A 24,697-nucleotide genomic window follows, 5' to 3' on the forward strand; every position below is an offset into this window, starting at 1 on the left:
GCTGGCGATATTGTTGTCAGCACTTACTACCACGTTCATCCTGAGGACGGGCAAACCTTTATTGATGCTGTGGTGCCGGAAATGGCGGCGGCGCGCAAACTGCCGGGCTGTATCTATTATGCTTTCGCGCAGGATTTGGCCGATGCCAACGCCTATCACCTGGTGGCAGGCTGGAAAGATGAAGCCTTCCACCAGCGCCATGAAAACGCGACAACCTTTCTGCAGGCCCTGCGACGGTAGTTAAAAATGTGCGCATCCTTAACCGCCAGGGTGTTCGCTACGATGTTGCCCTGCAACACGTGGATGATCCGCGCGGCAAAGTGGCCTGAGCCGCTGCCGCATTAAGCGATTTTCAGCAATAGCTAAGCCATTTAAATACTTTGTCATTTCTGGCGTTCTCTCACATCGTGGCGACATGAGAATGCGGGGAGTCAATGAGTGAATGGCGAAAAGCAGCGCGGTCTATTTAGATAAACAACAACGGGACGCCATCCGGCGGTTATCACGCAGCTGGCTGTGGCGCAGCGAGCTGCCTACCTGGCTGGTGATTGTTACCGTGTATGGCGGTTGGTTCGGCACGCTCGCGCACTGGAAAATGCTCGGCTTATTGCCGGCAACCGCGCTTCTGATCCTCTTCACCACCTGGTATTTATCGGTACAACATGAGCTGATCCACGGGCATCCTACGCGCTGGGCCTGGTTTAACCAACTGCTGGGGGTAATGCCGCTGGCGGTGTGGTATCCGTACGGCATTTATCGCGATTCGCACCTGGCTCACCACCGTACGCACTTACTGACGCTGCCGGAAGATGATCCGGAATCCTACTATTTTTCCACCCAACACTGGCATCGCCTGACGCGCTGGCAGCGAAAACTGATTCAGTTGCGTAATACTTTTGCTGGCCGTTTACTGCTGGCTCCGGCGCTGGATATTGCACACTTGCTGGCAGGAATGGTAGCGGCATTTCGCGTGCGGCAAGGTAAAACCATGCTGATGTGGCTGGTACACGGTGCGCTGTTGGGTGTGACCTTTGCCTGGATAAGCCATTGTGATTTTTCCGTTATCTGGTTTGTGCTGGCGGTGAGCTACCCGGCGCTGGCTATCACGAAAGTGCGTTCTTTTCTCGAACACCGCGCAGCCGACGATCCGTTAGCGCGTTCGGTGATCAACGAAGCCGCTTGGCCGTGGCGTCTGCTGTTTCTTAACTTCAACTACCATTCCGTGCATCACGATCTGCCCGCCGTGCCGTGGTACGGCCTGCGAACGGTTTACCTGCGTGACAAAGCGGCGTACCAGCAGCGCAATAGCGGGTTTCTGGTGCGCGGCTATAGTGAATGGTTACGGCAGTTTTTCTTTACCCCGGTAGAAGTCAATGCACACCCCGCAAGCAAAGTACGCAGTGAATAACATTGCCCTGCCGATGTATGACGTCGCGCAGCCAGAAACCGCCGCGCTGGGCCAGGCGTTGTGCGAACTGCTGGCGGAGCGCGGGCTTCCGGCGCAGCAGATTTGGCCGCAAAGCGACCTGCCTTCCCACTGGCGGCATGACGATGTGCTGCTCAGCCAGACCTGCGGCTACCCGCTGGTAACGCAATTACCGGATGTGCAACTGGTTGGCTGCTTTCACTACCTTGCGCCAGGCTGTGAAGGTTTTCGCTATCGCAGCCTGCTGGTGACGCGTGATGAGGAACGCGCGACTTCGCTGGCGGATTTTCGCGGTCGTCGCGCAGTGTGTAATTCCGCCGATTCGCAATCAGGTTATAACGTGCTGCGTTATCTGGTTTCGCAGCTTGCGGGCGAAGGACGATTTTTCGCCGATGCTCCCCATTTCAGCGGCAGCCACCGGCAATCGCTGGTGGCGCTGCACAACCGTACGGCGGATATCGCCGCCATCGACTGCGTGACGTTCGCCTTATTGCAACGCCACCAACCTTCGCTGTTGCGAGGGCTGCGTGTGATAGCGCAAAGCCCGTTAGCGCCGGGGTTGCCGCTGATCACCGCGCAGCAGAGCAGCGCCGCCACGCTCGCATCTCTAAGAGAGGCGTTGCAGCAACTGGTCAGCGACGCGCGTTTTCACGACATCTGTGCCGCGGTATTGATTGGCGGTTTTAGCGTGGTCACACGACAGGACTATTCTTTGTTGATGAGATGGCGGGATGAGGCCGCAGCACGCGGCGTCACGCAGCTATAATTCGTCAGTCATTTCATTGTGTTATCAAAGGTAAATGCCGTGAAAAGGGCACGTGCCGCCAAAGACAAGCCCGGAAAATTGGCTGAAAGTCATGCAAACCATTCACACTGTAGCCGTCCGGGAGTGCCATTTGCGAAACCGGAAAAGGATGAGATATGAGTCAGTTATTCACCGAAGTTACTATTGGCGACGTTGCGCTGGATAACCGCATCGTTATTGCCCCGATGTGCCAGTACTCCGCCGAAGCAGGAAAAGCGACCGCCTGGCATCGCATTCATTTAGGTAACCTGGCGCTCTCCGGCGCGGGGCTGCTGATAATCGAAGCCACCGCCGTTGAGCCGCAAGGGCGAATTTCGCCGCAGGATCTCGGCCTGTGGGATGACGAAACCGAGCAGGCGCTGCGCGTGGTGCTGGAGGATATTCGCCAGTACTCGCCGGTGAAAATCGGCATCCAGCTTGGGCATGCCGGGCGTAAAGCGTCGGTCAGCGCGCCCTGGCTGGGGGGCAAACAGCTTTCGCCACAAGAGGGCGGCTGGCAAACGATCTCAGCCTCCGCACTGGCGCACGATCCGGCAGAGCGTCCACCGCTTGAAATGACGAAACAAGATTTGGCGCGGGTTAAACAGGCGTTTGTCGACAGCGCCTTGCGGGCGGTAGCGCTGGGAATAGAGGTGATTGAAATCCACGCGGCACACGGTTATTTGTTGCATCAGTTTCTCTCGCCGCTCTCTAACCAGCGCAGTGATGAGTATGGCGGCAGCCTTGAAAATCGCCTGCGTTTCACCCAGGAAGTGTTTAGCGCCGTGCGTGAAGCGGTACCGGCTTCCGTTGCGGTAGGCATTCGCATTTCGGCGACGGACTGGGTAGAAGGTGGATGGGATCTGGAACAATCGGTGGTACTGACGAAAAAAATTGAAGCGCTGGGCGGCGCGTATGTTCACGTCTCCAGCGGCGGGCTTTCGCCGTTGCAAAGCATTAAGGTGACGGCGGGTTATCAGGTGCCATTTGCCAAAGCATTGCGCCAGCAAACCCGTATGCCGGTTATCGCCGTGGGGTTGATCACCGAGCCACAGCACGCAGAAGCTATTTTGCAGCAAGGGGAGGCCGATCTTATCGCGCTGGCACGAGGCGCGCTCTACGATCCACGCTGGCCATGGCACGCCGCCGCCGCGTTGCATGGTGCGGTACATATCGCGCCGCAGTATCGCCGTGCCGAACCGCACGGTGTGAAAGGAACGGTTAAATAACGCATGCATCGGTGAGCTTGCTATTCCGCCAGGCTCACCGCTATTGCCCGTTAAACGCCCTTACGCACCAACTCCGCCGCTTTGAGGAATACGTCATCTTCTACGCCATCGCCCCGGTTTCTGCCTTGCCGTTCAATCTCCTGCACGATGCTGTCACGGTTAATGGCTTTGCGTTCTGAAACAAGGCCAATCACGGCCGCGCCAATGGCTAATCCAATGAGTCCCGTGTGCTCATCATTGAACTTCATGCGTTATCCCTCCCCGATTTGTCTACAGAGAAATTTAGCACACAGATATATTTCCGCCATTTATCAAAATCACTGCATTATTAATGCGTTAGTTGGCTGTTATATAAATAAAAAAGCCCGAAGCGTGAAGCCCCGGGCGTGGTGAAAGGAGAGCGATTTACTTAGAAGGATTGCCAGTTATCACGGCTCTCACCTGTTGATGAGGACGCCAGCGCGAGCTGCGGCGACTGGCGTAACGTGCTTCTGCCTGGCTGCGCGCTACGGCGGTTCTCTTTCAGGCCAGAATCAAACATGGCGATGGTTTTATTCAGGCGCTCGGCCTCTTTTTCCAGCGACACGGCGTTAGCTTTCGCTTCCTGCACCAGCACGGCGTTTTGCTGTGTTACGCCGTCCATTTCGGTCATTGCCTGGCCAATCTGGTCGATACCACGGCTTTGTTCATCGGAGGCGACGGAAATCTCCGTCATCAGTTTATTCACATGTTCAATGGAGTTAATAATTACCGACATGGCACCACCGGCTTCCTGAACCTGTTCGGCTCCGGTTTTTACGCGGGAGACGGATTCATGAATCAGCGTTTCGATCTCTTTTGCCGCCTGCGCACTGCGGCTTGCCAGCGCACGTACTTCACTGGCTACCACGGCAAATCCACGGCCTTGCTCCCCGGCGCGAGCCGCTTCAACCGCCGCGTTCAGCGCCAGCAAGTTGGTCTGGAACGAAATGCTGTTGATAACGTTAGTAATATCAGCAATTTTCTGCGAGCTTTCGGAAATCCCGTGCATGGTTTTCACCACGGTCGCGGTGATCTCGCCGCCTTTTTGCGCGGTCTGCTGAGCGTTTTCCGTCAGTTTACGGGCTTCGCGCACGTTCTCCGCGTTGTTACGCACGGTGGAAGTGAGTTCTTCCATGCTGGCGGCGGTCTGTTGCAGCGCGGCGGCTTGCTGATCGGTACGCCCGGAAAGCTCTTCGTTGCCTTCTCTGATCTCATTGGTACTGCGGTAAATGCTGGTCGAACTCTCCTGGATAGTTTCCACCGTGGTTCTCAGGTTTTCCTGCATGGTGCGGATGAAAGGAATCAACTGGCCCGCACAGTTACGACCAAATTCGTGCAATTCGTGATTCAGTTTACCGGCGGCCATGGTTTCCATATGTGTCTGAATCGCACGAATCGGTTTGACCAGGAAATTCACCAGGTAGCGGTCGGTGAGAAACAGCGTGAAGATACCGGCTATTAAGGCGGCAGCGAGCACGTATTTATTAAAAATCACCTGTTCTTGAGTTTGATCCAGTAAATCGTTGGACTGAATCGATTGTGTGTATTTTTCCGCGGTTGCGCCAAACTGCACGCTCAGCGGAGGATAGGTTTTACGAAATAAGTCGCGAAAAGTATCCGTTTGCTTATTTTTGGCTGCATTCAGCATTGGCACAATGCCGTTATTAAGCAGGGCGTCCCAGTCGCGGATCATAGCGGCAACGGTTTCACTATCAACACCTGGGTGCTGGCTGGCGCGAAACTTCGCCAGCATATCCTGGGTAATGGCCAGCGCTTTTTCAGCGGAGGCGAATGTTTTATTCACATTTTCGTCGTCGCCGGTTTGCTGGTAATCCATGGCGCGCAGCATGCGGGTCACGGTGCGGAAATATTGATCGTTTCCTTTCACCAACAAGGCGTAGACATTTTTTTGCCCGGCGTTTTGCGTCAGTAATTGGTCAATAGTAGAAAAATTGTGAAATGTCAGGACGGTTGCCAGTCCCCAAATAATGCTGAAAAGCGATAAAATGATGATCAGCATTTTGCGGATAGTTATGTCGCGAAGTATTTTCATGTTGTTTCCCCGGTAATAAAAATTACCCTCAGGTTGGCATTGGCCCAGCTCTCTGGCTATTTCACCCTCCATGACATTTTGACCAGAACGCGATTGGCGTTAATAAAACGGTCTTTTAACTTTTTGAAAAGATGTTCTATTTTGTGAATGTTGATTTCAATCAACTTAAATATAATTAATCAGAGTGCAGAATATTATTCCTGGACTTCGATCACATAAACTATCTGAATTCATAACAGGCGTCTATTATTTTTCAGCAATTACTTGAAAAGGTTATTTCTATCGGCTACCAATATTTGATTTGAATTAAGTCTTATTAAATTCAATTTGATGATTATTTCTTAGTGACCGGATAATAAGGTCGCTATCTTATTTAATCTGCGGAAAATAAAATTGCGTGCTAATAATACGCAAGAGAAATGCCGGATTGTTATATCCGGGATTGCGGAGATTAATACATTTTTTGTTCGACATTATCGCTGATAAGGCGTCGTGAACGCCGCCAGAATAGCATGCGAAGGGAAAAATACGGCGCAAGAAAACCTCCCACGGGCGCACCGTGAGAGGTGAAGGGATCACTTTTTACCGTTAGGTTTCAACTGCTCACCCGGTTTGAGCATGAACAACTCATCATCACGCGTGGAGTAGCGCACGGTGCCATCGGTCAGCAGATATGCGCCTTCGGTAAAGCCCGCGCCGTTAATGAATGGCGCAACCGCATCGGTTTTGCCGCGCATGGCCGCTTCCAGCGCCAGCAGTGCATAAGGCGCAATATTGTCGACATTGGCATAGATATATTGCGGATCATCGATGAAAAAGTTATTCAGCCGTTTCGTTGCCAGAATATTGTCCGCCACTTTATCAGCCAGCGTCAGGTATCCTTTGTCGCCAGTAGATTGCCAGAGATCGATCAGCGCAAAAATGGCATATGGCTCGCTGTTTTTGGTGTTCAGATCCAGCTTGCTGTTTTTACCGCCCGGCTCACCGATATCACCCAGCCCCTGGCCTTTGGCAATGCCGCGCGCCACTTTCCACATCTCTGCGTCCGGTGCCAGTGTCCAGGCGCGGGCATAAGAGAGCAGGAATTCATTCCCCGCCGTGTAAGGCTTCAACACGGTGCCTTTCTTGCCGTAGTAACCATCGCGCGGCAGCGTGTAGTTCGACAAGTCGGTGCCGTTTGCCAGCATCGGGCGGAAGGTGTTGGTTTTCTCATCATAGGCGTAATGCGCAAAGGCTTTCAGGCCATCAAGCGTCCACTTTTTGATGTCGTTGCCATCCGCGCCCAGTGATTTTGCCAGCGCTAACTGCATCAGGGCGTTTTCGGAGTAGAGCGTGCTGGTGCGGCCTTTGAGCATCATATTGCCTTCCAGCGCGTCGGGGCCAAATTCCGGACCAAACTGGCGCTGTGCGCGATCGCCATACTTTGAGTTGGTATCGGTGTCGTCGGAGGTTTCGGCGCGTTTCAGCGCTTGCGTAAACTGATAAACACCCAGCTCGGTCTTTTTATCGCGTGGCAACACATACTGCTCCGCCAGTCGCTTCGCCCAGGTGAGCGCGCCTTTCTCACCATCGTGTTGATACAACAGCGAAGCTGAATAAATTAAGTCATTACCGGCGTTAAGAAAGCTCAGACCTTTGGTGGCGAAGAACGGCGGTTGCTGTTCAAAATGGCTGGCCCACAGTTTGCCCATCTCTTTGCCGTATTCGCCGTGGCGGCTGGTTTCGAGGATTTTCCAGTCGTACACATGGGCGTTCCAGAACGCGCGGATAAAGCGGGCGGTTGCCGGTTTATCCACGGCAAACATCAGGTCGTAGTACGGGTAGGCATTTTTCAGTTCATGGACCCTCTCTTTTTCGCTTGGCCCTTGTGGTTCAAGCGTTTTCAGATCGATAAAGCGGTGCCCGCCCCATAGCAGCAGCCCGCTTTTGTCCTGGTAGTGCTGGAAGTAGTAACGGACATTATCTTCCGCCCGCTTTTTATATTTCGCGTCACCCGTCAGGTTACTCAGGCCAACCAGTACGCGCATCAGATTCTGCTGTGCGGAGAAGTTGGAAAGTACCGCCGTTTTTCCATCCGGAAAGACCCACTCCATCTGCTTACCGGTGCGTGGATCAACGCCATCCGCCAGCAGCGGCACATTGCTGTGATATTTGTCACCGGCTTTATCGATGACCGTATCGGCAAACGCTTTTACACTGCTTAACCGCGCGCTCTCCTGCGCAAATGCCGGGCAGGAGAAGATACCGAGAAGACCGACCGCCAGTGCTATTTTTGACAGCTTCATTATTTGCCTCTTAGATAAAAATAAGGATTTCTGCCGAAACCCTTATTTATGTTTGCTACCCTGCAATTACTTATTAGAAATTATATTTCACACCGACACGATAACGGGTCTGACGCTCATCGGTATATTTGCTGCCGGAAACGTTGCCCACGGCAATATACGGAGACCAGTTTTTATCAAGTTTGTATGTCAGTTTGAGATCGTGCGTCCAGTCGTAGTTTTCATTATCTGCAATGAGTACGCCGGCGGACGTGGCATGTTTGTAATCCAGCTCGTAATCGAGTTGGTAATCACCGAAAATTTTCCATGACACCGCAGCCGTCAGGTTATAGCCGTTTTCGCTGGTATCTTTTGCCGTACCGATGTTGTTGGAGTTACGTTTGAAGTACGGGCGGTAACGCAGTGTTGCGCCAACGTCATTGCTGAAGTTCACTTTGCCGCGCAGGTACGGGCGATAACTGTTCGACGTGGAGCTACTGTCGAGTGAGAAACCCGGCTCAATCTGGAAAGTGGGGTTAATTTTATAGACGTAGCTGGCCACCACTTCGGTACCATTACTTACCGTCTCGTGATACGCCTTATCTTTATTTTGTGAACCTTTCCATTTGCCTTCCAGCGATAAACCAAAACCGTTAGCAAAACGGTGTGACATTAATAAACGATCTTTGTGATTATTACCGCCGCTATCATTTAATTCATGGCGATAATCAAATGTTACCGCCTGGGCGGCAATACTCATAAAAGGTACAGTAACTAATAACAAAGTGCGCAACATAATATCCCCTATTATTTATAGTCAAAAGGTACAAGATGTTCTCTGCGAAAAATGCAGATGGTTTTAATTCAAAGAGGAATGGTTTATTCGCTCTCAGTGCAAATTGATATAATTAGCAAGCATAATAATTATGCCAAATATAGTTTCGGTGCAGTTATTGCTGATAACAACAGCAACGCTCACGTTACTTTTAAAGTGGCGTGTGGTGCCGGGTGCCTCCCGGTGAATTGAGTGCCGATCGCCTCAATCCGTCCATAAAAATGAAACTTTATTGAGAATAACCTCATATCAGCATGACCCCTCCGCTTAGGGGGATTCACCACACAAAATACGGTTTTGTCTGCATCAAGATATCTTTATCCTATCAAGTGGAACGGACTTTTACACATTTTGAAATGATGTTTTGAGACTGAGATCGAACATTTAAAAGTAGAACCGAAATTGTTATTTTGCTGATTATAAAGATAATCTTAATTTATTAAAATCCTTTAAAATCAATAAATTAATCAAAAAATATACAAGGGTGCATGTATTCAACTTTGTAAGGTTTACCCGCCAAATAAATAGCGCAGTAAATTTATTCCTGGAATAAAAGGCGAACATTTGACACAAAATGCAATACACTGAGCACATCAGGGAGAGTATGGAAAGGAAAATCAGGGTGATTTATGTTGTCGCAAACTAAACAAACATTAAACGAGCCAGAATCACGCTTGATCTGACAGAACACATCCCGCACATTCAGGAAAAAAGACCATGCCTCCGTTAGCGGAGAGGAAAATAATAAAACATTACCCTCTGGAGTACCTACATGACTATCTACGGGAAGGATCGCCTTTTCATTTATGGTATTGAGAAAATACTCAGACAACTTAACCGGGAAAAGGGCAGCCGTTTTTGCAGTGGTGCGCCTGCTATATATGTCACCACGGGAATGGACATTGTGGAAATGTACTCGCTGTTTTTCACCCGCCCCCCCGCGCACTACTCTATTTTTATCTCCTCAGAACGCCATTTTGACTCGCTGTCGCTACTTTTCCCTGGTCTTGTGAAACTCTGTCTGGCCGAAAGGTTACGCGTTGAAGAGCTGCGTCAGGCGCTGGAAGTGATGAGTTTGTTATCGGCACAGAATCAGCAGCCGGGTTACAACCACGGCACATTTAAATTCACCAGCGCCGAACAGCAAATTATGCGCCTGCTGCTGCGTGGACATTCGGTGGAGGATATCGCCCGTATTCGCGGTGTCAGCCCGACCACCGTCAGTGTGCAGCGCAACGGGTTAATGAAGCGCACCGGCACCAAAAGTTTGCAGGCGCTTTGTTCGCTCTACACCGCAATGCGCGCATAAAAAAAGCGCCTGGCCGGCGCTTAACAACACAACCTGGTGTGGGCAAACAGCCTCAGCATGTGGCCAGTAAAAAGTCGCTGACGGTCTTCATGCACAACGGCCGCTCTTCGACGTGGGGCATGTGGCTTGAGGATTCAAAAATCACCCACTGCGCCCCGGTAATATGGTCTTTGAAGGGTTGCACCACGTCCGGCGTGGCTTCGTCGTAGCGCCCGGAAATCAACAAAGTCGGCACGCGCACTTGCTTTAACCGGTCGATAATCGTCCAGTTTTTCATGCTGCCAATAACGTGGAATTCGGTGGGACCATTCATCGCGTGGTAAACGGTGGGATCAGCCTCCATGGCGTCAAAGGTGCGTTGCACCTCCGCAGGCCACGGGTCGAGCCGACACACATGGCGCTGATAAAATACCTGGCTTGCCGCTTTATACTCTGCGCTATCCACCGTGCCCGCCGCCTCGTGGGTCAACAACGTGTCCTGCACATCCGGCGGTAATTGCGCGCGCAGCTTCGCCGCGCCTTCCAGCCACAGCGCCATCGAGGCCGGTGAGTTGGCGATCACCATCGCTTTCAGCCCCTGTGGCTGCGTCACCGCATGTTCTGCCGCCAGCATGCCGCCCCAGGACTGGCCGAGCAGCGCATAGTTATCGGCAATTTCCAGCGCCTGCAGCAGATGATTGAGCTCATCAAGAAAAAGACCGGGTTGCCAGAAATCGGGGCTTTTATCCGGCAGATGGGTTGAACGACCATTACCCACTTGATCGTAGTGGATCACCGCCCGTCCGGTTTCAGCGATATCTTTGAACGCATCAACGTAGTCGTGAGTGCAACCGGGGCCGCCGTGGGCCACTACCAGCGGCGTCTGCCCGCTTTGCAGATCGCCGCAGATGCGAAACCAGGTCTGATACTCCCGGAAGGGAACGTAGCCTTCGCGAATGGTATACATAGTTGACGTCTACCCTGTTAAGTGAACTGGCTTTCAGGGTAGAACGCCGAAGGCGGCGCTGAACACTAGCAAAATTGCTAGTTATTAGCTGTCGAGCAGACGGTAGTGCAGCGCCCGCACCACCGCCTGTACGCGGTTGGTCGCGCCAAGTTTTTTCGCCGCCGTATTCAGATGCAACGTCACGGTTGCCACCGAGCGGTGCAGCTTGCGGGCAATCTCTTTCGCCGTTAATCCTTCGGCTGACCACGCCAGGCACTCGCGCTCGCGGTTGCTTAATTTGACATGGCGGCAAGTAAGCATCGAGGCGTCAAACAGCGGAAAGGCAGACTCCTGAAAACGGTGGGCGATAAAGGTTAATTGCGCCAGCGTGTCGCTGATATCGCGCGCTTGCTGCTGGCTGGCGACAATGCCGGTCAGGGTGACAAACCCGCCGTGCGGCAAATGCAACGGCACCGTGGCACCGCAGGGCATATTGTGGTCGCGCATGTAATGCGTCACTTCCTGGGCGTTATCATCCAGCCTGCCATGCAGCGCCCCGCTGTCCGGGCGTTGATAGGACCAGACAAACGGCGCGCAGCTCTCCAGCGCGAAGTGCTGCACCGGGTCGACCTGGTAGTAACCGCGCTCGCACCACAAGCGGCGCATATCCTCCGGCACATTACGCATCTCCAGCAGCGACGGCGTGATAAGCGCCCCTTCCAGCGAGCGCGGAACCGGCGTGTAGTCATAAATCACCGCGTCAAAACCCAGCGCCTGCGTCTGGGTAAATAGCCCGGCAAACGCCTCCTCAAGCCTGCTGCCATTAGCAGCAGCAGGGTTTTCAATGTTTATTCGCATCATTCCCCCTCATGGTTGACGGTGCCACGCCACGGGCACGCTTTGTGCAGACTTCTCCCGTAGCGTGAGGAAGGTATGCAATTCCGGTGCCGTCACGCGGGAGAAGCAAAACTAGTATTTTTGCTAACTACCCAGCCTCCATGGATGCCGCTAGCGTAAAGAAAACGCCCGACAAACAAGGCCGGGCGCGGATAACCAGGGGAGTGGCGCACCATCGCGAGGCGTTTTTTTAACCTTACGACCCCGCATGCACCACAGGAGAATGCTGATGCACCGTTACCGTTTTCTGTTATTCCGACCATTGCAGCTGCTGCCGGTGTTGTTGGGAATAAGCATCATCACGTTTGCGATGGTGCGCGCGATCCCCGGCGATCCGGCGCGCATCCTGCTTGGTGTGCGCAGCACGCCAGCGGCACTGGCGCGCATTCGTGCGCAGTTCGGGCTGGATGAACCCCTGTGGGTACAGTATGGCTACTTTCTGCGCAATCTGGTGCAGGGCGAACTGGGAAAATCGATCGTCTACCGCATCGATACCCTAAAATTGATTAACTCCCGCCTTGAGCCCACCTTGTGGCTGGTGCTTGGCAGCGTGCTGCTGGCAGTTATTTTTACGGTGCCGTTGGCAGCGCTGGCGGCGCGTCAGCGTGGGCGCATCGCCGACCAGCTTATTCGCCTGTTCACCACCGCCGGCCTCGGTTTCCCCGCCTTCTGGCTGGGCATCATGATGATCATTGTTTTTAGCGTGGTGCTGGGCTGGTTCCCGGTTTCCGGTTACGGCAGCGATTTTGCCGACCAGTTGCACCATATGGTGCTGCCGTGTCTGACCGTCGCGCTGGCGTTGTCGGCGGTGTTGATCCGCAACCTGCGCGCCAGCCTGCTGATGGAGATGAGCAGCGATTACGTGATGGCCGCCAGAGCGCGCGGGCAGCGGGAAAACCGCATCTTCTGGCGGCATGTGTTACCCAACTCACTGGTGCCGACGCTAAACCTGCTGGCGGTGAATATCGGCTGGCTGATTGGCAGCACGGTGGTGATTGAGAGCGTGTTCGCCATTCCGGGACTGGGGCAACTGCTGGTAAAAGCGATTTTCAGCCGTGACTACATGGTGGTGCAGGGCGTGGTGATGGTATTTGCCCTTGCCACGGTCGCCGTCAACTTGCTGGCCGACATACTGACGGTAGCACTGGATCCGAGGGTGAAACTATGAGTGCTATCAGCGTACTGACCGTGTTACGTCGACGCGCTATTCCACAGCAGCATGCCCTGGGCGTTGGGCTGTTGATTGTTGGCTTGTGGCTGTGCGTCGCGTTATTCGCCCCCTGGCTGGCACCGTTTGATCCGATAACCCAGGATGCGACCGCCAGCTTGCTGCCGCCAGGGAGCGCACATCTTTTTGGCACGGATAACTTTGGCCGCGACATCTTCTCCCGCGTGCTGTGGGGCGCGCGGGTGGATCTGCAAATCTGTCTGCTGGGCGTTACCTTTCCGTTTCTGCTCGGCACCACGCTCGGCGCGCTGTCAGGCTACCTGGGTGGCGCGGTGGATGCGCTGATCATGCGCATTATCGATATCGTGCTGGCGTTCCCGTTTCTGGTGTTGATGCTGGCGATTATCGCCATTCTCGGGCCGGGTCTTGGCAGTTTTTACATCGCGATGGCGATGGTTGGCTGGGTCTCTTACGCCCGGCTGGTGCGGGCACAGGTATTAACTCTCAAGCAGCGTGATTTTGTGCTGGCGGCGCGTAGCCTCGGCTATGGTCATGCCCGCATTCTGTTTCGCCACTTGCTGCCTAACGCTATGACCGGCGCGCTGGTGTTTTCCATGTCGGATTGCGTGCTGGTGCTGTTAAACGGCGCGGCGGTGAGCTACCTCGGTCTTGGCGTACAACCGCCGACGGCCGAGTGGGGCGTGATGGTGGCAGAGGGGCAGAGTTTTATCACTACCGCCTGGTGGATAACCACCTTTCCGGGGCTGGCGATTGTTCTGCTGGCAATGGGCTTCAGCCTGCTGGCGGATGGTCTTGGCGACAAACTGGGAGCGCGCGTATGAGTTTGCTAAACGTCTCGCAACTGACCATTTCCCGGGGGGATGATGGTGCGCTGGTGGATAAGGTCTCTTTCCGGCTGCAGGCCGGGGAAATGCTGGGGCTGGTGGGCGAGAGCGGTTCCGGAAAAACCGTGACCTGCCGGGCGCTAATGCGACTGCTGCCGGGGCAGGGATTGACGATTAGCGGTGGCGAAGTGTGGTTTGGCGGGCGCGATCTGTTGTCGCTTAGCGAAGCGCAGATGTCGGCGGTGCGCGGACGGGAAATTGGCATGATTTTCCAGAACCCGGCCAGCCACTTAAACCCGGTAATGACCATTGGCGAGCAGATTGCCGAAAGCCGCCGCCTGCATTTCGGCGTTAACCGTCGGCAGGCAAAAGAAGATGCCAAAGAGCTGCTGCGCCAGGTGGGCATTCCCGATCCGCAAAATCGCATTAACAACTATCCGCACGAATTTTCCGGCGGTATGCGCCAGCGCGCGATGATTGCCGTGGCGCTGGCGCCGGAACCGTCGCTGCTGATTGCCGATGAGCCGACTACCGCGCTGGATGTCACCGTGCAGATGCAGATCCTGCGTTTGCTCAGCACCCTGCGCGAGCAGTTAGGCTTGGCGGTGGTGATGATCACCCACGATCTTGGCGTGGTGGCGCAAACCTGCGATCGCATTGCGGTGATGTACGGCGGGCGTTTATGCGAAGTGGGCGGCAAACGCGAAGTGCTGGCGCAGCCGCTGCACCCGTACACGCGCGGGTTAATTGATTGCCAGCCCTCCAGCGAAGGCGGGCAGGGAAGGCTGATCACCATCAATGGACAACCGCCACTGGCAGGAAGCTTCCCGACCGGCTGCCGCTTTCACCCGCGTTGCCCGCAGGCGAGCAGCGCATGTCAGCAGCAGCCTTCGTTACTGTTCGGGCGCGACAGCCTGACGCACGCGGCGGCGTGCCATCACGCCTTACAGCCACTGACTCAGCGGGAGGGATAATGTCGACACCGGCAAACTGGCCTTTGCTGGAAGCGGATAACGTCTCAGTCACGTTTCCGGTTTCCGGCGGGTTGCTCAGCAAAAAACGCGTGGTCCACGCGGTAAACCAGGTGACGCTCAAAATCCACGCGGGTGAAACGCTGGGATTAGTGGGCGAATCCGGCAGCGGCAAAAGCACGCTGGGGCGGGCGCTGTTGCAGCTAGAAAAGATCAATGATGGTGAAGTGCGTTTCGACGGTCACCGCGTCACTCACGGTCTGAAAAGCGACATCGCGCGGCTGCGTCTGCAAACGTCGATGATTTTTCAGGATCCGTTCGCCTCGCTTAACCCGCGGCAGACAATAGGCGAAAGCATCAGCGAAGTGCTGCGCGTCCACCAGAAAGTGCCGCGCGACCGGATTAGCGCACGGGTTGAAGAACTGCTGACGTTGGTCGGCTTGCGCCCGGAGCACGCCGCAGCCAAACCCGGCCAACTGAGCGGCGGGCAGTGCCAGCGGGCGGGGATTGCGCGGGCGCTGGCGATCGAACCCCGGTTGATCGTCGCCGACGAGTGCGTGGCGGCGCTGGATGTCTCCATTCAGGGGCAGATCGTCAATTTGCTGATGGATCTGCGCGAAAAAATGGGGCTGGCGATCCTGTTTATTGCCCACGATCTGGCGATTGTGCGCCGCCTGTGCGATCGGGTGGCGGTGATGTACCTCGGGCGGATCGTCGAAGAAGGCCCCGCAGAAGCCGTCTTTACCCATCCGCGCCACCCTTATACCGCTGCGCTGATCTCCGCCATCCCGGAAATCGATCCGGATAAACCGTTGCCGCAGGAGACGCTTACGGGCGAGCCGCCGAGCCCGGTTGCCATTCCACAAGGTTGCGCGTTTCATCCGCGCTGCCCTTACGCGCAGGTGCAGTGCCGCACTGGCGCATTACCCCCGACCCGGCAGATTGCCGATCACGCCTGGACCTGTGTGCTGACGCACGCAGGCGAGAAGAGTGTTTTTCCTTTGACTGAGGGATCCTTTGATGAAGCACAAGCAAGTTAAGTTATTGGCAGCCAGCGTTTTTCTGGCGCTCAGTGTGGTCAGTGAAATGGCGCAGGCGGCTGGCGTTCTGACGATTGGTCGTCGGGAAGACAGCACCACGTTTGATCCGATCAAATCGGCGCAGAACGCGGATAACTGGGTCTTTTCCAACGTTTTTGATCCGCTGGTGCGCGTCGATAAAACCGGCACCAAACTGGAACCGGGCGTGGCGGAAAGCTGGACAATTTCCCCGGATGGCAAGGTCTATACCTTTAAAATCCGCGATACCAAATTCTCTGACGGCACGCCGGTAAGCGCCAGCGATGCGGCCTTCAGCCTGCTGCGCATTCGTAGTGATGAAGGATCGCTCTGGCGCGACTCGTACAGCATTATTGATAAAGCCGAAGCGCCGGATGCGCGCACGCTGGTGGTGACGCTGAAATCGCCCTCTGCGCCGTTCCTGTCACAGCTGGCGCTGCCGAACGCGTCGGTGATCTCCGAGAAAGCGCTGAAAGCCGAAGGCGAAGAAACCTTCGCGGAAAAACCGGTCGGTTCCGGCGCGTTCAGCGTAAAAGAGTGGGTGCGCGGCGAAAAAATCGTGCTGGTGAAGAACCCGAACTACTGGCAGGCAAAAAATGTCAGCCTTGATGAAGTGGACTGGCTGACCATCCCGGATGACAACACGCGTATGTTGAAAGTGCAGGCCGGCGAACTGGATGCCGCGCTGACGGTGCCGTTCTCGCGCATTGCCTCGCTGCAAAAAGATAGCAACCTGAAAGTGGAGCTGGATCCGTCAACCCGCGAAGATCATCTGCTTATCAACCATTCGCACGGCGCGCTTGGCAAAGTGGAGGTGCGCCAGGCGCTGGACTTTGCCATCGATAAAGACGCGATTGTCAAAACCGTGACCTTTGGTTACGGCCAGGTGGCGAACTCCTATATTCCGGCCGGTGCGCTCTATCACTACAACGACAACTTGCGTCGCCCCTACGATCCTGAAAAAGCGAAACAGATGCTGAAAGCGGCGGGCGCGGGCGATCTGACGCTGAATTATGTGGTTAACGCCGGGGATGAGGTGGATGAGCAAATCGCCATTTTACTGCAACAGCAGCTGGCGAAAGCGGGTGTTAAGGTGAACTTGCAGAAAGTTGACCCCAGCCAGAGCTGGGACATGCTGGTGGCCGGTGAGTACGATATTTCGGTGATGTACTGGACCAACGACATTCTCGACCCGGATCAGAAAACCACCTTTGTGCTCGGCCATGACACGAACATGAACTACATGACGCGTTATAAGAACGACAACGTGAAAGCGCTGGTGGCGGCGGCACGTGTCGAAATGGATGCGAAAAAACGTGAACAGATGTATATCGAGCTGCAAAAAATGGCGAAAGCTGATGTGAACTGGATCGATCTCTACTACAGCCCATACCGTAATGTGACGCGGAAGAATATTGAAGGCTTCTACCAGAATCCGCTGGGACGTTTCTTCCTCGAAGATACGGTGAAAAAATAGAACAGGCTGCCGGGTGCGCATTGCGTCACCCGGCGTACGCTTAAAACATCACCGTATGCAAAACGGTGCGCACCAGTATCCCGACAATCGCGCCCGGCAGCGCAAAGCGGAACAGACGCACAAAGCGGCTGGCGATGCCGAGAAAGATGCCGATACCGGGCAAGTCCAGCGTCTGCACCAGAAAACCCGCCGAGGCGTTGATTTGCTCAGCCGTTAACTGCCCGTGCTGCACCATTTCGGACGCCACGCCAAAATACGCCGTCCCGCCCGCCAGACATTTGGTTAACGCCAGCAACACATACACCGTCGAAATATGGAAAAACGACAGCAGCGGCGTGAGCAGCGTGGTTAGGGCTTCCACTACGCCCGCGGCTTTCAGTAACCCCACCACCGTTAACGACAGCAGCAGCATCGGTAGTGAACCCAGCGACAAGCGGATGGCATCTGCCCCTGCGCCGTTAATCACCGCAATCAAACCCGCGCGCGGTTTATCTTTGTGTAATTCGCCCTCTTCGTCGCGCAGGCTGGCAGCGGAGAGTTTGCGCCCCGACACATAATAGGTCAGTGTGGAGGCGGCAAGCCCGCCGATAAGCGAAATCACAATCGCCATCCCCCAGTGCAGGCCGAACGGCGTTAGCGGGTAAAAGACGTTTGCCTGACCCATGGCGAACAACATGGCCAGCGTGGCGGCGAGATGGCGGTCGGAGGTGCCTCTTCTTTCCATAATCGCCAGGGCGGCGAGAGGCGCGGCGAAACTGACAAAGTTAAGCTGGATAAGGGCGAAAATCCCCATTCCGCTGATACCAAAAGGTTTCAGAACGGGGGAGGTAAGGCGCACGATTCCATCTAAAACTCCTTTCTCCTCCAGGTATTTCATCATGATGAGCATCACCACCATGATGGGCAGCAAGGTATACAACGCAACATCTACGGAAACCTTGCCCGCCGACATGATGATTTCAATGATATTCATTACTGACTCCGGTGAATGTTTTCACCGCTATAGTACACCCGGCAACGGTTTGGCCGCCGCTTTCACCCCATTGTATTTACTTATTTTCTTTGCAGAGCCGCCAGTTTTACCCGAGCTACGTGATCTGGTAGGTGGCGCGATAAAGCCCCGCGAAATGTGGCATTCTGCAACAAATACAAAGAGATAGGCCGCGCAATAAAAAGAACGGTCGGCATAGCAGTGGTCGGCATCGGGAAAATTTCACTTAACGTTCAGCCGATGATGCCGATAACCCGATTTTATGCCTGGAACACAGTGGGATGATTCGAGGTTACCGATGGGACTGAATATTTTTAAAGCACACAAGCAAAAAAAAGAAGCAGAAGAGATCGTGGTGAATGCGCGTTTTAAAGCGCGGCTGGCGGAAGAGGGGCTGGAAGAAGCCAGAAATACATCGTCAACGCTCATCAACACGCTGCTCGATCAAAAGCAACGCTATGCGGATGTCATTATCCCTGAGGCCTTGTCGGTACTGGAGAAGTGCCAAAAAGTTAACCGGCTGGAGACCAAAGTCTCGCAGGATGTGTTAGATAATTTTGCCCGCTACGACGCGCCGCAGTTGCAAACCCAGTCGGTAAAAATGACCGAAATCATTGGTACCGGGGTGAAAGGTACAGCGACCGGCGCGGCGCTCGCCCTCGGCTCGATGAGCGCGGTTTCGACATTCGGCGCGGCCTCTACCGGCACTGCGATCGCGTCGCTTTCCGGCGCTGCCGCCAGTAACGCCACGCTGGCCTGGTTTGGCGGCGGCGCGCTTTCCGCCGGTGGCGCAGGGATCGCCGGTGGCACCATGGTACTGGGCGGCATTGTGCTGGCACCGGTCGCCATTTTCGCGATGCTGAAATACAGCCAGAATGCGGAAAAAAAACTGACCGAAGCGTATGAATATCGCAGTGCGGTTAACAAGGAAGTGGCAAAAATCAATGCGGTAATCGAAGTAGCGCAGGCCATTAACCAGCATATTTCGCTGTATGCCTCGACCATTGAAGGTATTGCTCAGCGCCTGAAAACAAGTTACCAGATGCTGGATCAGGCACTCTCAACCAATGTTGCGCACGAGCGTGTCGTTTTCCTGAAACTCCAGACCGTACTGCTGGTAAAAGCGATGAAACAGTTGCTGGCGATACGTCTGGTGGATGATCAGAATAGCCCAACGCAGGAATCCGTGACGGTGGTTTCCCATGCGCAGGCCTTCACCGAGGAGCGTGTGAATACGCTGGTGACAAACCTGATCGCCGCAAATGATCACATGACCATGACCAGCGATGTCTCTTCTCTCGCACCTGGCGAGCAGAGCGCGCTCTATTTCTGGCTGGCAGACAGCCAGCGGCGCAAAGCAACTGCTGATGATGATGAACCTTCGTTTCTGGTGTGGATCGTGCTGTGCCTTCTTTTTGGCGCGCTGGGGTATTACCTGCACAGCATTGAGTGGACTTACACCTCGCTTGTTGCCTTTTTGTTCAGTTTCACCGGCTTTTCCGGGGCGTTAGGTCGTCTGTTTAATTTTGACAGCTCAGGGCTGGTGGGGACGGGCATTCTGGCCGTGATGGGATACGCAGCTTATTTATTCTGGTGGGCATAATATGAAAGCACTGTTTAACGCCTCGAAAGTGGCGGCAAAAGCGTCGCCGTTACAAGCGGCCTCGGCGGCGAAAGAGATTTTTGACGCCTGGCGTGATTTACAAAAATACCGTGCGGAGCAGGAAACGGCTCGCCATCAAATCACCAGGGAAACCGATGTGCAAATTGCGCGGATTCAGGCGCAAAAAGAGGTGCTATTGGAGGCGTTGAATCAGGATTTCGCGCTGCGCCAGACCTCGCTTACCCAGACGTTTGCCGTGCTGGACAAAGCGCTGGAAACGAACAATCTGGACCTGTTAGATAAATCGTTAGGTGCGATTGTGGCCATCACCCAGCAATCTTCGGTGGTATCGCTGAAATCGTTACATGCCACGTTGCAGGACAGCCGCAACGTGATTGACCTTTAAGCCCGCTTTGCGCCAGAACCGTGCCGCGTTCTGGCGCAATGGCGTTCACAAAAAGTGAATGTGCTTTTTGCCATGATCGGGTGAGATCTCAATGCGTGCCCGCACCTGAAACACCTCGGCCAGCATCGCTTCCGTGAGCACCTCGTCCGGCGTGCCGCGCGCCACAATCTGCCCTTTTTGCATCACGATCAGCGCATCGCAGAACATGGCCGCGTGGTTCAAATCATGGATCGCAACAATGCTGGTCACCGGCAGTTCACTGATAAGGCGCATTAACTGCATCTGATGATGAATATCGAGATGGTTGGTGGGCTCATCGAGCAAAATTTCGCTCGGCGCTTGCGCCAGCGCACGGGCAATATGCACCCGCTGACGTTCGCCACCGGAGAGGCTTTGCCAGCCCTGCTCGCTGTGCTCAAGCATGCCCACGCGCTCAAGCGCCGCCGTGACTATCTCATCATCACTGTGCGACCACGGGCTAAACGGCGAGTGGTGCGGAATGCGCCCCAGTTTCACCACATCGCGCACGCGAATGTTGGCTTCCGTCGCCGCATGCTGCTCAACAAACGCCACCCGCTGCGCCAGCGCTTTTTTTCTCAGCGTTGCGACATCGCGACCATCCAGCATCACGCTGCCGTCATCCGGGCGGCGCAGCCCGGCCAGAATGCGCAGCAGCGAGGATTTCCCTGAACCATTCGGCCCCAGCAGGCCCAGCGTCTGGCCCTTTGCTACCTCAAGCGAGACGTTATCGACAATGGTTTTTTTCCCTGCCCGCCAGCAGAGGTTTTTGGCGCTGATACTCATGCGAATTTCCTTGAGCGATAGAGAATAACCGCGAAGAACGGCACGCCCACCAGCGCGGTAACCACGCCAACCGGCAGGCTTTGCGGCGCAATCAGCGTACGCGAGGCAATATCTGCCAGCACCATCAAAATCGCACCGGCCATCGCACACGCCACCAGTAACTGGCGGTGCAGCGGCCCGATGAAATAGCGCATCACATGCGGTACCACGAGACCCACAAAGCCAATGGAACCCGCCATGCTGACAATGGTGGCGGTGATGAGTGCGGTAACGGAAAAGAGAATCAAGCGTACCGCACCTACCGGAATGCCCAGCGAGGCGGCAGCGTCATCGCCAAAGGTAAAAGCGTCCAGCGCTTTGGCGTGATGCAGACACGCCAGCAGACCAACGAGAACCACGACTAACACCAGCTGGAATTCCGGCCAGCGCACGCCGCTGAAACTGCCCAGCAGCCAGAACATCACATCCCGCGCTTGCTGCGCGCTGGCGGAGGTGCTGATGCTGTACGCGGTGATGGCGTTGAAAAGCTGGGACGCCGCGACCCCGGCGAGAATGGTGCGTTCGTTACCGCCGCGCGCGCCGTTAGTCAGCACGGCGACAAACAAAAAGGCGGCAAACGCGCCAACAAATGCCCCGGCAGAGAGCGACACCGCGCCTGCGCCGAGACCTAACACCACCACCGATACCGCGCCGGTGGATGCCCCGGCGGACACGCCCAGCACATAAGGTTCTGCCAGCGCGTTTTTCAGCAGGCTTTGCAGCACCGCGCCGCAAATTGCTAACCCGGCGCCGCAGCAGGCGGCAACCAGCGCGCGGCTTAGGCGGAAGTCCCAAATCACCGTTTCATGGATACGGTTTAGCGGCTCACTGGTCAGCCCCAGTTTATTGCTGACGGCGTAAAAGGTGGTTCTCAGCGGAATCGCCAGTTCGCCGACGCCGACGCTGACGGCAATCACCAGTGCGAGCAGCACCAGCGATAACAACAAGAGTACCGCGTGCTGCGCTTTTTTAAGCGCAGCCGGTGAGGGCGTGGTCATTTATCCAGCCCCAACTTCTCCAGTTGTGCGCCCACTTGTTCTGCGCCGTAGAACGTACGGATGGTCGGGTTCATCGCCTGGCCGTCCATCACCACGATATGGCCTTTTTTCACCGCCTCAAGCTGGCTGACCGCCGGATCGCTTTTCAGGAATTTGATCTTCTCTTCCGCGCTGTCCAGCGTCCAGCGGTTACGATCGAGACTGGAGACAACAATCACATCCGGGTTAGAAGCAATAATGCTTTCCCAGCTGAGCGTCGGCCACTCGCTTTCCGAGGTGATAGCGCTGTGCCCGCCAAGCAGGCTGGCGATATAACCGGAAGCGCTGTTCTTGCCGCCGACATAGGCATCCGCCGAGGGCGAGGCGCTGGAGAACCAGAAGACAAACGACAGGTTTTTCTTGCTGTGGCCGAACTTACTGCGCAGCGCCTCTTCGCGCTGTTTAAACCCGGCAATCAGCTTCTCGCCGCGATCCTGTACATCGAAAATTTCGGCCAGATCGCTGATCTCTTTATAAAGCAGCGACGGGTTCCACAGGGTATGGCGGCTACCGTAAATATCGCCGTTATCCTGTTTGGTTGCGCAGACACCCGGCGAGAGATAACTGTTTGCGCCAATAGCGGACAAATCTTCGCGCTTCGCCACTTTGCTGTCCGGCCCCAGCAGGATCGGCAACTGGGCGGCCACGAAATCGGGCTCCTGGGCAATGATCGACTCAAGCGTTGGGATCTCGACCGTCAGCACTTTCACTTTGGCATTCTGCGCGGCAAGCTGCGGCAGCACTTTGGTCGGCCAGAACGCGCTGGCCACCATTTTGTCCTGCAAACCAAGCAGCAGCATGATTTCTGCCGTGTTCTGCCCCAGCGCCACCACGCGCTGCGGCGCTTTGTCGAACGTAACCTGCACTCCGCAGTTTTCAATGGTCAGCGGATAATGGGTGGCTTGCGCCAGAGCGGAACCCGCAAACAACATCCCCAGTGCAAACAACGATTTTTTAAACATTGGCATCATCATGACCTTGAGAAAGTATTAGTTTTGTAAATGCAAATCATTCTTATGGCGGCTCTTATACCGAGCGGCATGGGCCTTGTCAATATGGGGGATTATCAATGAACACCTTGTTTTCAATGTGTGTTTAAAGAGAGTTGCCAGCAGGAAATTTCCCCGGTATTAAAGACCCTTGCGCGTTTTGCTGACCTGGATCCTTCATGCTTGCCCAAATTTCTGCCCCGTCGAAAGTGACCTCGCCGTATCTGCTCGCCGGTAGCCAGCTGATTTTTAATATCGGTTTTTATGCGGTGGTGCCGTTTCTGGCGATCTATCTGCGCGACGATTTGCTGCTTTCTGGCTCGTTGATTGGCTTGATCATCGGTCTGCGCACTTTCTCTCAGCAGGGCATGTTTTTATTAGGCGGCGCGTTATCCGACCGCTTTGGCGCAAGGATCATTATTCTGTGCGGCTGCGTGGTGCGTATCAGTGGGTATCTGCTGCTGGCGTTTGGCGGGGAGCTGTTGCCGGTGGTACTGGGCGCCTGTTTAACCGGCGTTGGCGGGGCGCTGTTTTCCCCGTCCATCGAAGCGCTGCTGGCGAAAGCGGGCACGCAGAGTGAAAAAGCGGGAAAGCGCAGCCGCGCTGAGTGGTTCGCGCTGTTCGCCATTTGCGGCGAATTGGGCACGGTGCTCGGGCCGCTGCTGGGTTCGCTGCTTGCCGGTTTTGGTTTCCAGCGCGTGGCGCTGGCCGGGGCGGGCGTGTTTGTGGTTGCGCTGCTGGTGCTCTTTTTCTGCCTGCCGGGTGGCAACGGGAAAACGGAAACGCTGCATGTGCTGCCGTGGTGGAAAACTTTTCGCAAACCGCGTTTTGTCGCGTTTATGGTGGCCTACAGTGCTTATCTGTTCAGCTATAACCAGCTTTACCTGGCGTTGCCGGTTGAGCTGAGCCGCTCGGGCAGCAGCGAGAAAACCCTCGGCCCGCTCTTTATGCTGGCGTCGGTGCTCATCATCACGTTACAGATGCCGCTTGCGCGGCTTGCCCGCCGTGTTGGCGCGGCACGCATGTTGCCGGTGGGGTTTGCGCTACTGGCTGCGTCATTTATCAGCGTTGCACTGTTTGCCGCGACACCGGCACCGGAAAACTGGCAGCGCTATGTACCCGCCGCCTGCATGGTGACGCTATTAACGCTCGGGCAAATGCTGATTGTCCCGGTGGGGAAAGATCTGGTGCCATGGTTCGCGGATAACCAGAACCTCGGCGCGCATTATGGCGCACTGGCGTCGATGGGGGGCGTGACGGTGCTTGCGGGAAACTTCCTGTTAGGTGGGCAACTGGATAACGCGCTGACCCCTTCAGCGGCGGCGAGTATCGCCTGGTTGTGGCTGGCGCTGATCCCGTTGCTCAGCGCACTGGCCATGATATTTATCTGTCGCCCGATGGCGCAACACGCCGGGCGTTAGCTGCCTGGCGTGGCGTAACCGCCAGCGATAAACCACGTCAGAAAGGCGACGGCGACAATAAAAACCAGGATAGGAAACGCAATACCAATTCTCATAACACCTCGTTACGCTGTCGCCAGCATGAACACGCACCAAACCGCATCGT

Annotated in this window: 24 protein-coding genes; 13 read left to right on the forward strand and 11 right to left on the reverse strand. The window is 55.2% G+C overall.

Annotated features, from left to right (window positions below):
- The first annotated feature begins 69 nt into the window (after positions 1–69).
- The 4 genes from RT644_RS14375 to RT644_RS14390 all read left to right on the forward strand — a co-directional run bounded on the left by RT644_RS14375 (position 70) and on the right by RT644_RS14390 (position 3,439).
- Positions 70–240, forward strand: coding sequence for an antibiotic biosynthesis monooxygenase (locus tag RT644_RS14375; RefSeq protein WP_313627116.1), 171 nt, complete (start codon positions 70–72; stop codon positions 238–240).
- Positions 241–442: 202 nt separating this feature from the next.
- Positions 443–1,408 (forward strand): fatty acid desaturase, encoded by a 966-nt coding sequence (locus tag RT644_RS14380; protein WP_313627117.1) that lies wholly within the window; start codon positions 443–445, stop codon positions 1,406–1,408.
- On the forward strand, positions 1,374–2,192 hold the full coding sequence (locus RT644_RS14385) for a PhnD/SsuA/transferrin family substrate-binding protein (RefSeq protein ID WP_313627118.1): 819 nt from the start codon (positions 1,374–1,376) through the stop codon (positions 2,190–2,192). The genes RT644_RS14380 and RT644_RS14385 overlap by 35 nt, the downstream gene beginning before the upstream one ends.
- A 155-nt stretch (positions 2,193–2,347) precedes the next feature.
- Positions 2,348–3,439, forward strand: a complete 1,092-nt coding sequence (locus RT644_RS14390) for an NADH:flavin oxidoreductase/NADH oxidase (RefSeq protein WP_313627119.1) — start codon at positions 2,348–2,350, stop codon at positions 3,437–3,439.
- A 50-nt stretch (positions 3,440–3,489) separates the two neighbouring features.
- Here the strand turns inward: RT644_RS14390 and RT644_RS14395 are convergent, their stop codons facing one another.
- From RT644_RS14395 to RT644_RS14410, 4 genes are all read right to left on the reverse strand, one after another.
- Positions 3,490–3,687, reverse strand: coding sequence for a hypothetical protein (locus RT644_RS14395; protein WP_020456882.1), 198 nt, complete (start codon positions 3,685–3,687; stop codon positions 3,490–3,492).
- Between the two features lie 161 nt (positions 3,688–3,848).
- Positions 3,849–5,513 carry a methyl-accepting chemotaxis protein gene (locus RT644_RS14400; RefSeq protein ID WP_313627120.1) on the reverse strand — a complete coding sequence of 555 codons (1,665 nt, stop codon included), beginning with the start codon at positions 5,511–5,513 and terminating at the stop codon, positions 3,849–3,851.
- A gap of 575 nt (positions 5,514–6,088) precedes the next feature.
- The gene (locus tag RT644_RS14405) at positions 6,089–7,798 is read right to left on the reverse strand and encodes a pectate lyase (RefSeq protein WP_313627121.1); all 1,710 of its coding nucleotides are present in this window, start codon (positions 7,796–7,798) and stop codon (positions 6,089–6,091) included.
- Positions 7,799–7,871: 73 nt separating this feature from the next.
- A complete protein-coding gene (locus RT644_RS14410) occupies positions 7,872–8,573 on the reverse strand; it encodes an oligogalacturonate-specific porin KdgM family protein (RefSeq protein ID WP_044489587.1) in 702 nt (233 codons plus the stop codon).
- Between the two features lie 811 nt (positions 8,574–9,384).
- Between RT644_RS14410 and RT644_RS14415 the strand changes: the two genes are divergently transcribed.
- A complete protein-coding gene (locus RT644_RS14415) occupies positions 9,385–9,921 on the forward strand; it encodes a helix-turn-helix transcriptional regulator (RefSeq protein WP_020456886.1) in 537 nt (178 codons plus the stop codon).
- A 52-nt stretch (positions 9,922–9,973) separates the two neighbouring features.
- On the opposite strand, the gene RT644_RS14420 is transcribed toward RT644_RS14415, so the two are convergent.
- On the reverse strand, positions 9,974–10,867 hold the full coding sequence (locus tag RT644_RS14420; RefSeq protein ID WP_020456887.1) for a proline iminopeptidase-family hydrolase: 894 nt from the start codon (positions 10,865–10,867) through the stop codon (positions 9,974–9,976).
- Positions 10,868–10,951: 84 nt separating this feature from the next.
- Entirely contained in the window at positions 10,952–11,707 is a 756-nt protein-coding gene (locus RT644_RS14425; protein WP_020456888.1) for a LuxR family transcriptional regulator, read from the reverse strand.
- Between the two features lie 265 nt (positions 11,708–11,972).
- Here RT644_RS14425 and RT644_RS14430 point away from each other — a divergent pair, with 265 nt between their 5' ends.
- The 5 genes from RT644_RS14430 to RT644_RS14450 are packed head-to-tail and all read left to right on the forward strand — an operon-like array spanning position 11,973 to position 17,262.
- Positions 11,973–12,911: an ABC transporter permease gene (locus RT644_RS14430; RefSeq protein WP_045508744.1), complete on the forward strand. Its 939-nt coding sequence runs from the start codon at positions 11,973–11,975 to the stop codon at positions 12,909–12,911.
- Positions 12,908–13,753 (forward strand): ABC transporter permease, encoded by an 846-nt coding sequence (locus RT644_RS14435; protein ID WP_313627122.1) that lies wholly within the window; start codon positions 12,908–12,910, stop codon positions 13,751–13,753. The genes RT644_RS14430 and RT644_RS14435 overlap by 4 nt, the downstream gene beginning before the upstream one ends.
- Complete coding sequence (locus tag RT644_RS14440; RefSeq protein ID WP_313627123.1) at positions 13,750–14,730, forward strand: ABC transporter ATP-binding protein; 981 nt, start codon at positions 13,750–13,752, stop codon at positions 14,728–14,730. Before RT644_RS14435 ends, RT644_RS14440 begins: the two co-directional genes overlap by 4 nt.
- Complete coding sequence (locus RT644_RS14445; protein ID WP_313627124.1) at positions 14,730–15,767, forward strand: oligopeptide/dipeptide ABC transporter ATP-binding protein; 1,038 nt, start codon at positions 14,730–14,732, stop codon at positions 15,765–15,767. Before RT644_RS14440 ends, RT644_RS14445 begins: the two co-directional genes overlap by 1 nt.
- Positions 15,748–17,262, forward strand: coding sequence for an ABC transporter substrate-binding protein (locus RT644_RS14450; RefSeq protein WP_160271008.1), 1,515 nt, complete (start codon positions 15,748–15,750; stop codon positions 17,260–17,262). Before RT644_RS14445 ends, RT644_RS14450 begins: the two co-directional genes overlap by 20 nt.
- Positions 17,263–17,302: 40 nt before the next feature.
- Here RT644_RS14450 and RT644_RS14455 read toward each other — a convergent pair whose 3' ends face one another.
- Positions 17,303–18,235 carry a nucleoside recognition domain-containing protein gene (locus tag RT644_RS14455; protein ID WP_305736849.1) on the reverse strand — a complete coding sequence of 311 codons (933 nt, stop codon included), beginning with the start codon at positions 18,233–18,235 and terminating at the stop codon, positions 17,303–17,305.
- A 316-nt stretch (positions 18,236–18,551) separates the two neighbouring features.
- Here RT644_RS14455 and RT644_RS14460 point away from each other — a divergent pair, with 316 nt between their 5' ends.
- Both RT644_RS14460 and RT644_RS14465 read left to right on the forward strand, forming a co-directional pair.
- Complete coding sequence (locus RT644_RS14460; RefSeq protein ID WP_313627125.1) at positions 18,552–19,856, forward strand: hypothetical protein; 1,305 nt, start codon at positions 18,552–18,554, stop codon at positions 19,854–19,856.
- Position 19,857: 1 nt separating this feature from the next.
- Positions 19,858–20,262, forward strand: coding sequence for a hypothetical protein (locus tag RT644_RS14465; RefSeq protein ID WP_020456896.1), 405 nt, complete (start codon positions 19,858–19,860; stop codon positions 20,260–20,262).
- A 45-nt stretch (positions 20,263–20,307) separates the two neighbouring features.
- Here the strand turns inward: RT644_RS14465 and RT644_RS14470 are convergent, their stop codons facing one another.
- Genes RT644_RS14470 through RT644_RS14480 form a run of 3 tightly spaced genes read right to left on the reverse strand, consistent with a single transcriptional unit; the run spans position 20,308 to position 23,104 of the window.
- Positions 20,308–21,066, reverse strand: coding sequence for an ABC transporter ATP-binding protein (locus RT644_RS14470; protein ID WP_045508757.1), 759 nt, complete (start codon positions 21,064–21,066; stop codon positions 20,308–20,310).
- Entirely contained in the window at positions 21,063–22,103 is a 1,041-nt protein-coding gene (locus RT644_RS14475) for an iron chelate uptake ABC transporter family permease subunit (RefSeq protein ID WP_313627126.1), read from the reverse strand. Before RT644_RS14475 ends, RT644_RS14470 begins: the two co-directional genes overlap by 4 nt.
- A complete protein-coding gene (locus RT644_RS14480; protein ID WP_313627127.1) occupies positions 22,100–23,104 on the reverse strand; it encodes an ABC transporter substrate-binding protein in 1,005 nt (334 codons plus the stop codon). Before RT644_RS14480 ends, RT644_RS14475 begins: the two co-directional genes overlap by 4 nt.
- Before the next feature lie 206 nt (positions 23,105–23,310).
- Here RT644_RS14480 and RT644_RS14485 point away from each other — a divergent pair, with 206 nt between their 5' ends.
- Positions 23,311–24,552, forward strand: a complete 1,242-nt coding sequence (locus RT644_RS14485) for an MFS transporter (RefSeq protein ID WP_313627128.1) — start codon at positions 23,311–23,313, stop codon at positions 24,550–24,552.
- On the opposite strand, the gene RT644_RS14490 is transcribed toward RT644_RS14485, so the two are convergent.
- Complete coding sequence (locus tag RT644_RS14490; RefSeq protein WP_017455774.1) at positions 24,549–24,647, reverse strand: YoaK family small membrane protein; 99 nt, start codon at positions 24,645–24,647, stop codon at positions 24,549–24,551. The genes RT644_RS14485 and RT644_RS14490 overlap by 4 nt on opposite strands.
- Between the last annotated feature and the right edge of the window lie 50 nt (positions 24,648–24,697).

This window comes from Kosakonia sp. (assembly GCF_032104925.1).
Lineage (GTDB): Bacteria > Pseudomonadota > Gammaproteobacteria > Enterobacterales > Enterobacteriaceae > Kosakonia.

What these genes read in the sequence shown, in the direction of transcription:
- RT644_RS14380 (WP_313627117.1), top strand. Translation starts at nt 443, where the DNA reads ATGGCGAAAAGCAGCGCGGTCTATTTAGATAAACAACAACGGGACGCC.
- RT644_RS14385 (WP_313627118.1), top strand. Translation starts at nt 1,374, where the DNA reads ATGCACACCCCGCAAGCAAAGTACGCAGTGAATAACATTGCCCTGCCG.
- RT644_RS14390 (WP_313627119.1), top strand. Translation starts at nt 2,348, where the DNA reads ATGAGTCAGTTATTCACCGAAGTTACTATTGGCGACGTTGCGCTGGAT.
- RT644_RS14395 (WP_020456882.1), bottom strand. Translation starts at nt 3,687, where the DNA reads ATGAAGTTCAATGATGAGCACACGGGACTCATTGGATTAGCCATTGGC.
- RT644_RS14400 (WP_313627120.1), bottom strand. Translation starts at nt 5,513, where the DNA reads ATGAAAATACTTCGCGACATAACTATCCGCAAAATGCTGATCATCATT.
- RT644_RS14405 (WP_313627121.1), bottom strand. Translation starts at nt 7,798, where the DNA reads ATGAAGCTGTCAAAAATAGCACTGGCGGTCGGTCTTCTCGGTATCTTC.
- RT644_RS14410 (WP_044489587.1), bottom strand. Translation starts at nt 8,573, where the DNA reads ATGTTGCGCACTTTGTTATTAGTTACTGTACCTTTTATGAGTATTGCC.
- RT644_RS14415 (WP_020456886.1), top strand. Translation starts at nt 9,385, where the DNA reads ATGACTATCTACGGGAAGGATCGCCTTTTCATTTATGGTATTGAGAAA.
- RT644_RS14420 (WP_020456887.1), bottom strand. Translation starts at nt 10,867, where the DNA reads ATGTATACCATTCGCGAAGGCTACGTTCCCTTCCGGGAGTATCAGACC.
- RT644_RS14425 (WP_020456888.1), bottom strand. Translation starts at nt 11,707, where the DNA reads ATGATGCGAATAAACATTGAAAACCCTGCTGCTGCTAATGGCAGCAGG.
- RT644_RS14430 (WP_045508744.1), top strand. Translation starts at nt 11,973, where the DNA reads ATGCACCGTTACCGTTTTCTGTTATTCCGACCATTGCAGCTGCTGCCG.
- RT644_RS14435 (WP_313627122.1), top strand. Translation starts at nt 12,908, where the DNA reads ATGAGTGCTATCAGCGTACTGACCGTGTTACGTCGACGCGCTATTCCA.
- RT644_RS14440 (WP_313627123.1), top strand. Translation starts at nt 13,750, where the DNA reads ATGAGTTTGCTAAACGTCTCGCAACTGACCATTTCCCGGGGGGATGAT.
- RT644_RS14445 (WP_313627124.1), top strand. Translation starts at nt 14,730, where the DNA reads ATGTCGACACCGGCAAACTGGCCTTTGCTGGAAGCGGATAACGTCTCA.
- RT644_RS14450 (WP_160271008.1), top strand. Translation starts at nt 15,748, where the DNA reads ATGAAGCACAAGCAAGTTAAGTTATTGGCAGCCAGCGTTTTTCTGGCG.
- RT644_RS14455 (WP_305736849.1), bottom strand. Translation starts at nt 18,235, where the DNA reads ATGAATATCATTGAAATCATCATGTCGGCGGGCAAGGTTTCCGTAGAT.
- RT644_RS14460 (WP_313627125.1), top strand. Translation starts at nt 18,552, where the DNA reads ATGGGACTGAATATTTTTAAAGCACACAAGCAAAAAAAAGAAGCAGAA.
- RT644_RS14465 (WP_020456896.1), top strand. Translation starts at nt 19,858, where the DNA reads ATGAAAGCACTGTTTAACGCCTCGAAAGTGGCGGCAAAAGCGTCGCCG.
- RT644_RS14470 (WP_045508757.1), bottom strand. Translation starts at nt 21,066, where the DNA reads ATGAGTATCAGCGCCAAAAACCTCTGCTGGCGGGCAGGGAAAAAAACC.
- RT644_RS14475 (WP_313627126.1), bottom strand. Translation starts at nt 22,103, where the DNA reads ATGACCACGCCCTCACCGGCTGCGCTTAAAAAAGCGCAGCACGCGGTA.
- RT644_RS14480 (WP_313627127.1), bottom strand. Translation starts at nt 23,104, where the DNA reads ATGTTTAAAAAATCGTTGTTTGCACTGGGGATGTTGTTTGCGGGTTCC.
- RT644_RS14485 (WP_313627128.1), top strand. Translation starts at nt 23,311, where the DNA reads ATGCTTGCCCAAATTTCTGCCCCGTCGAAAGTGACCTCGCCGTATCTG.
- RT644_RS14490 (WP_017455774.1), bottom strand. Translation starts at nt 24,647, where the DNA reads ATGAGAATTGGTATTGCGTTTCCTATCCTGGTTTTTATTGTCGCCGTC.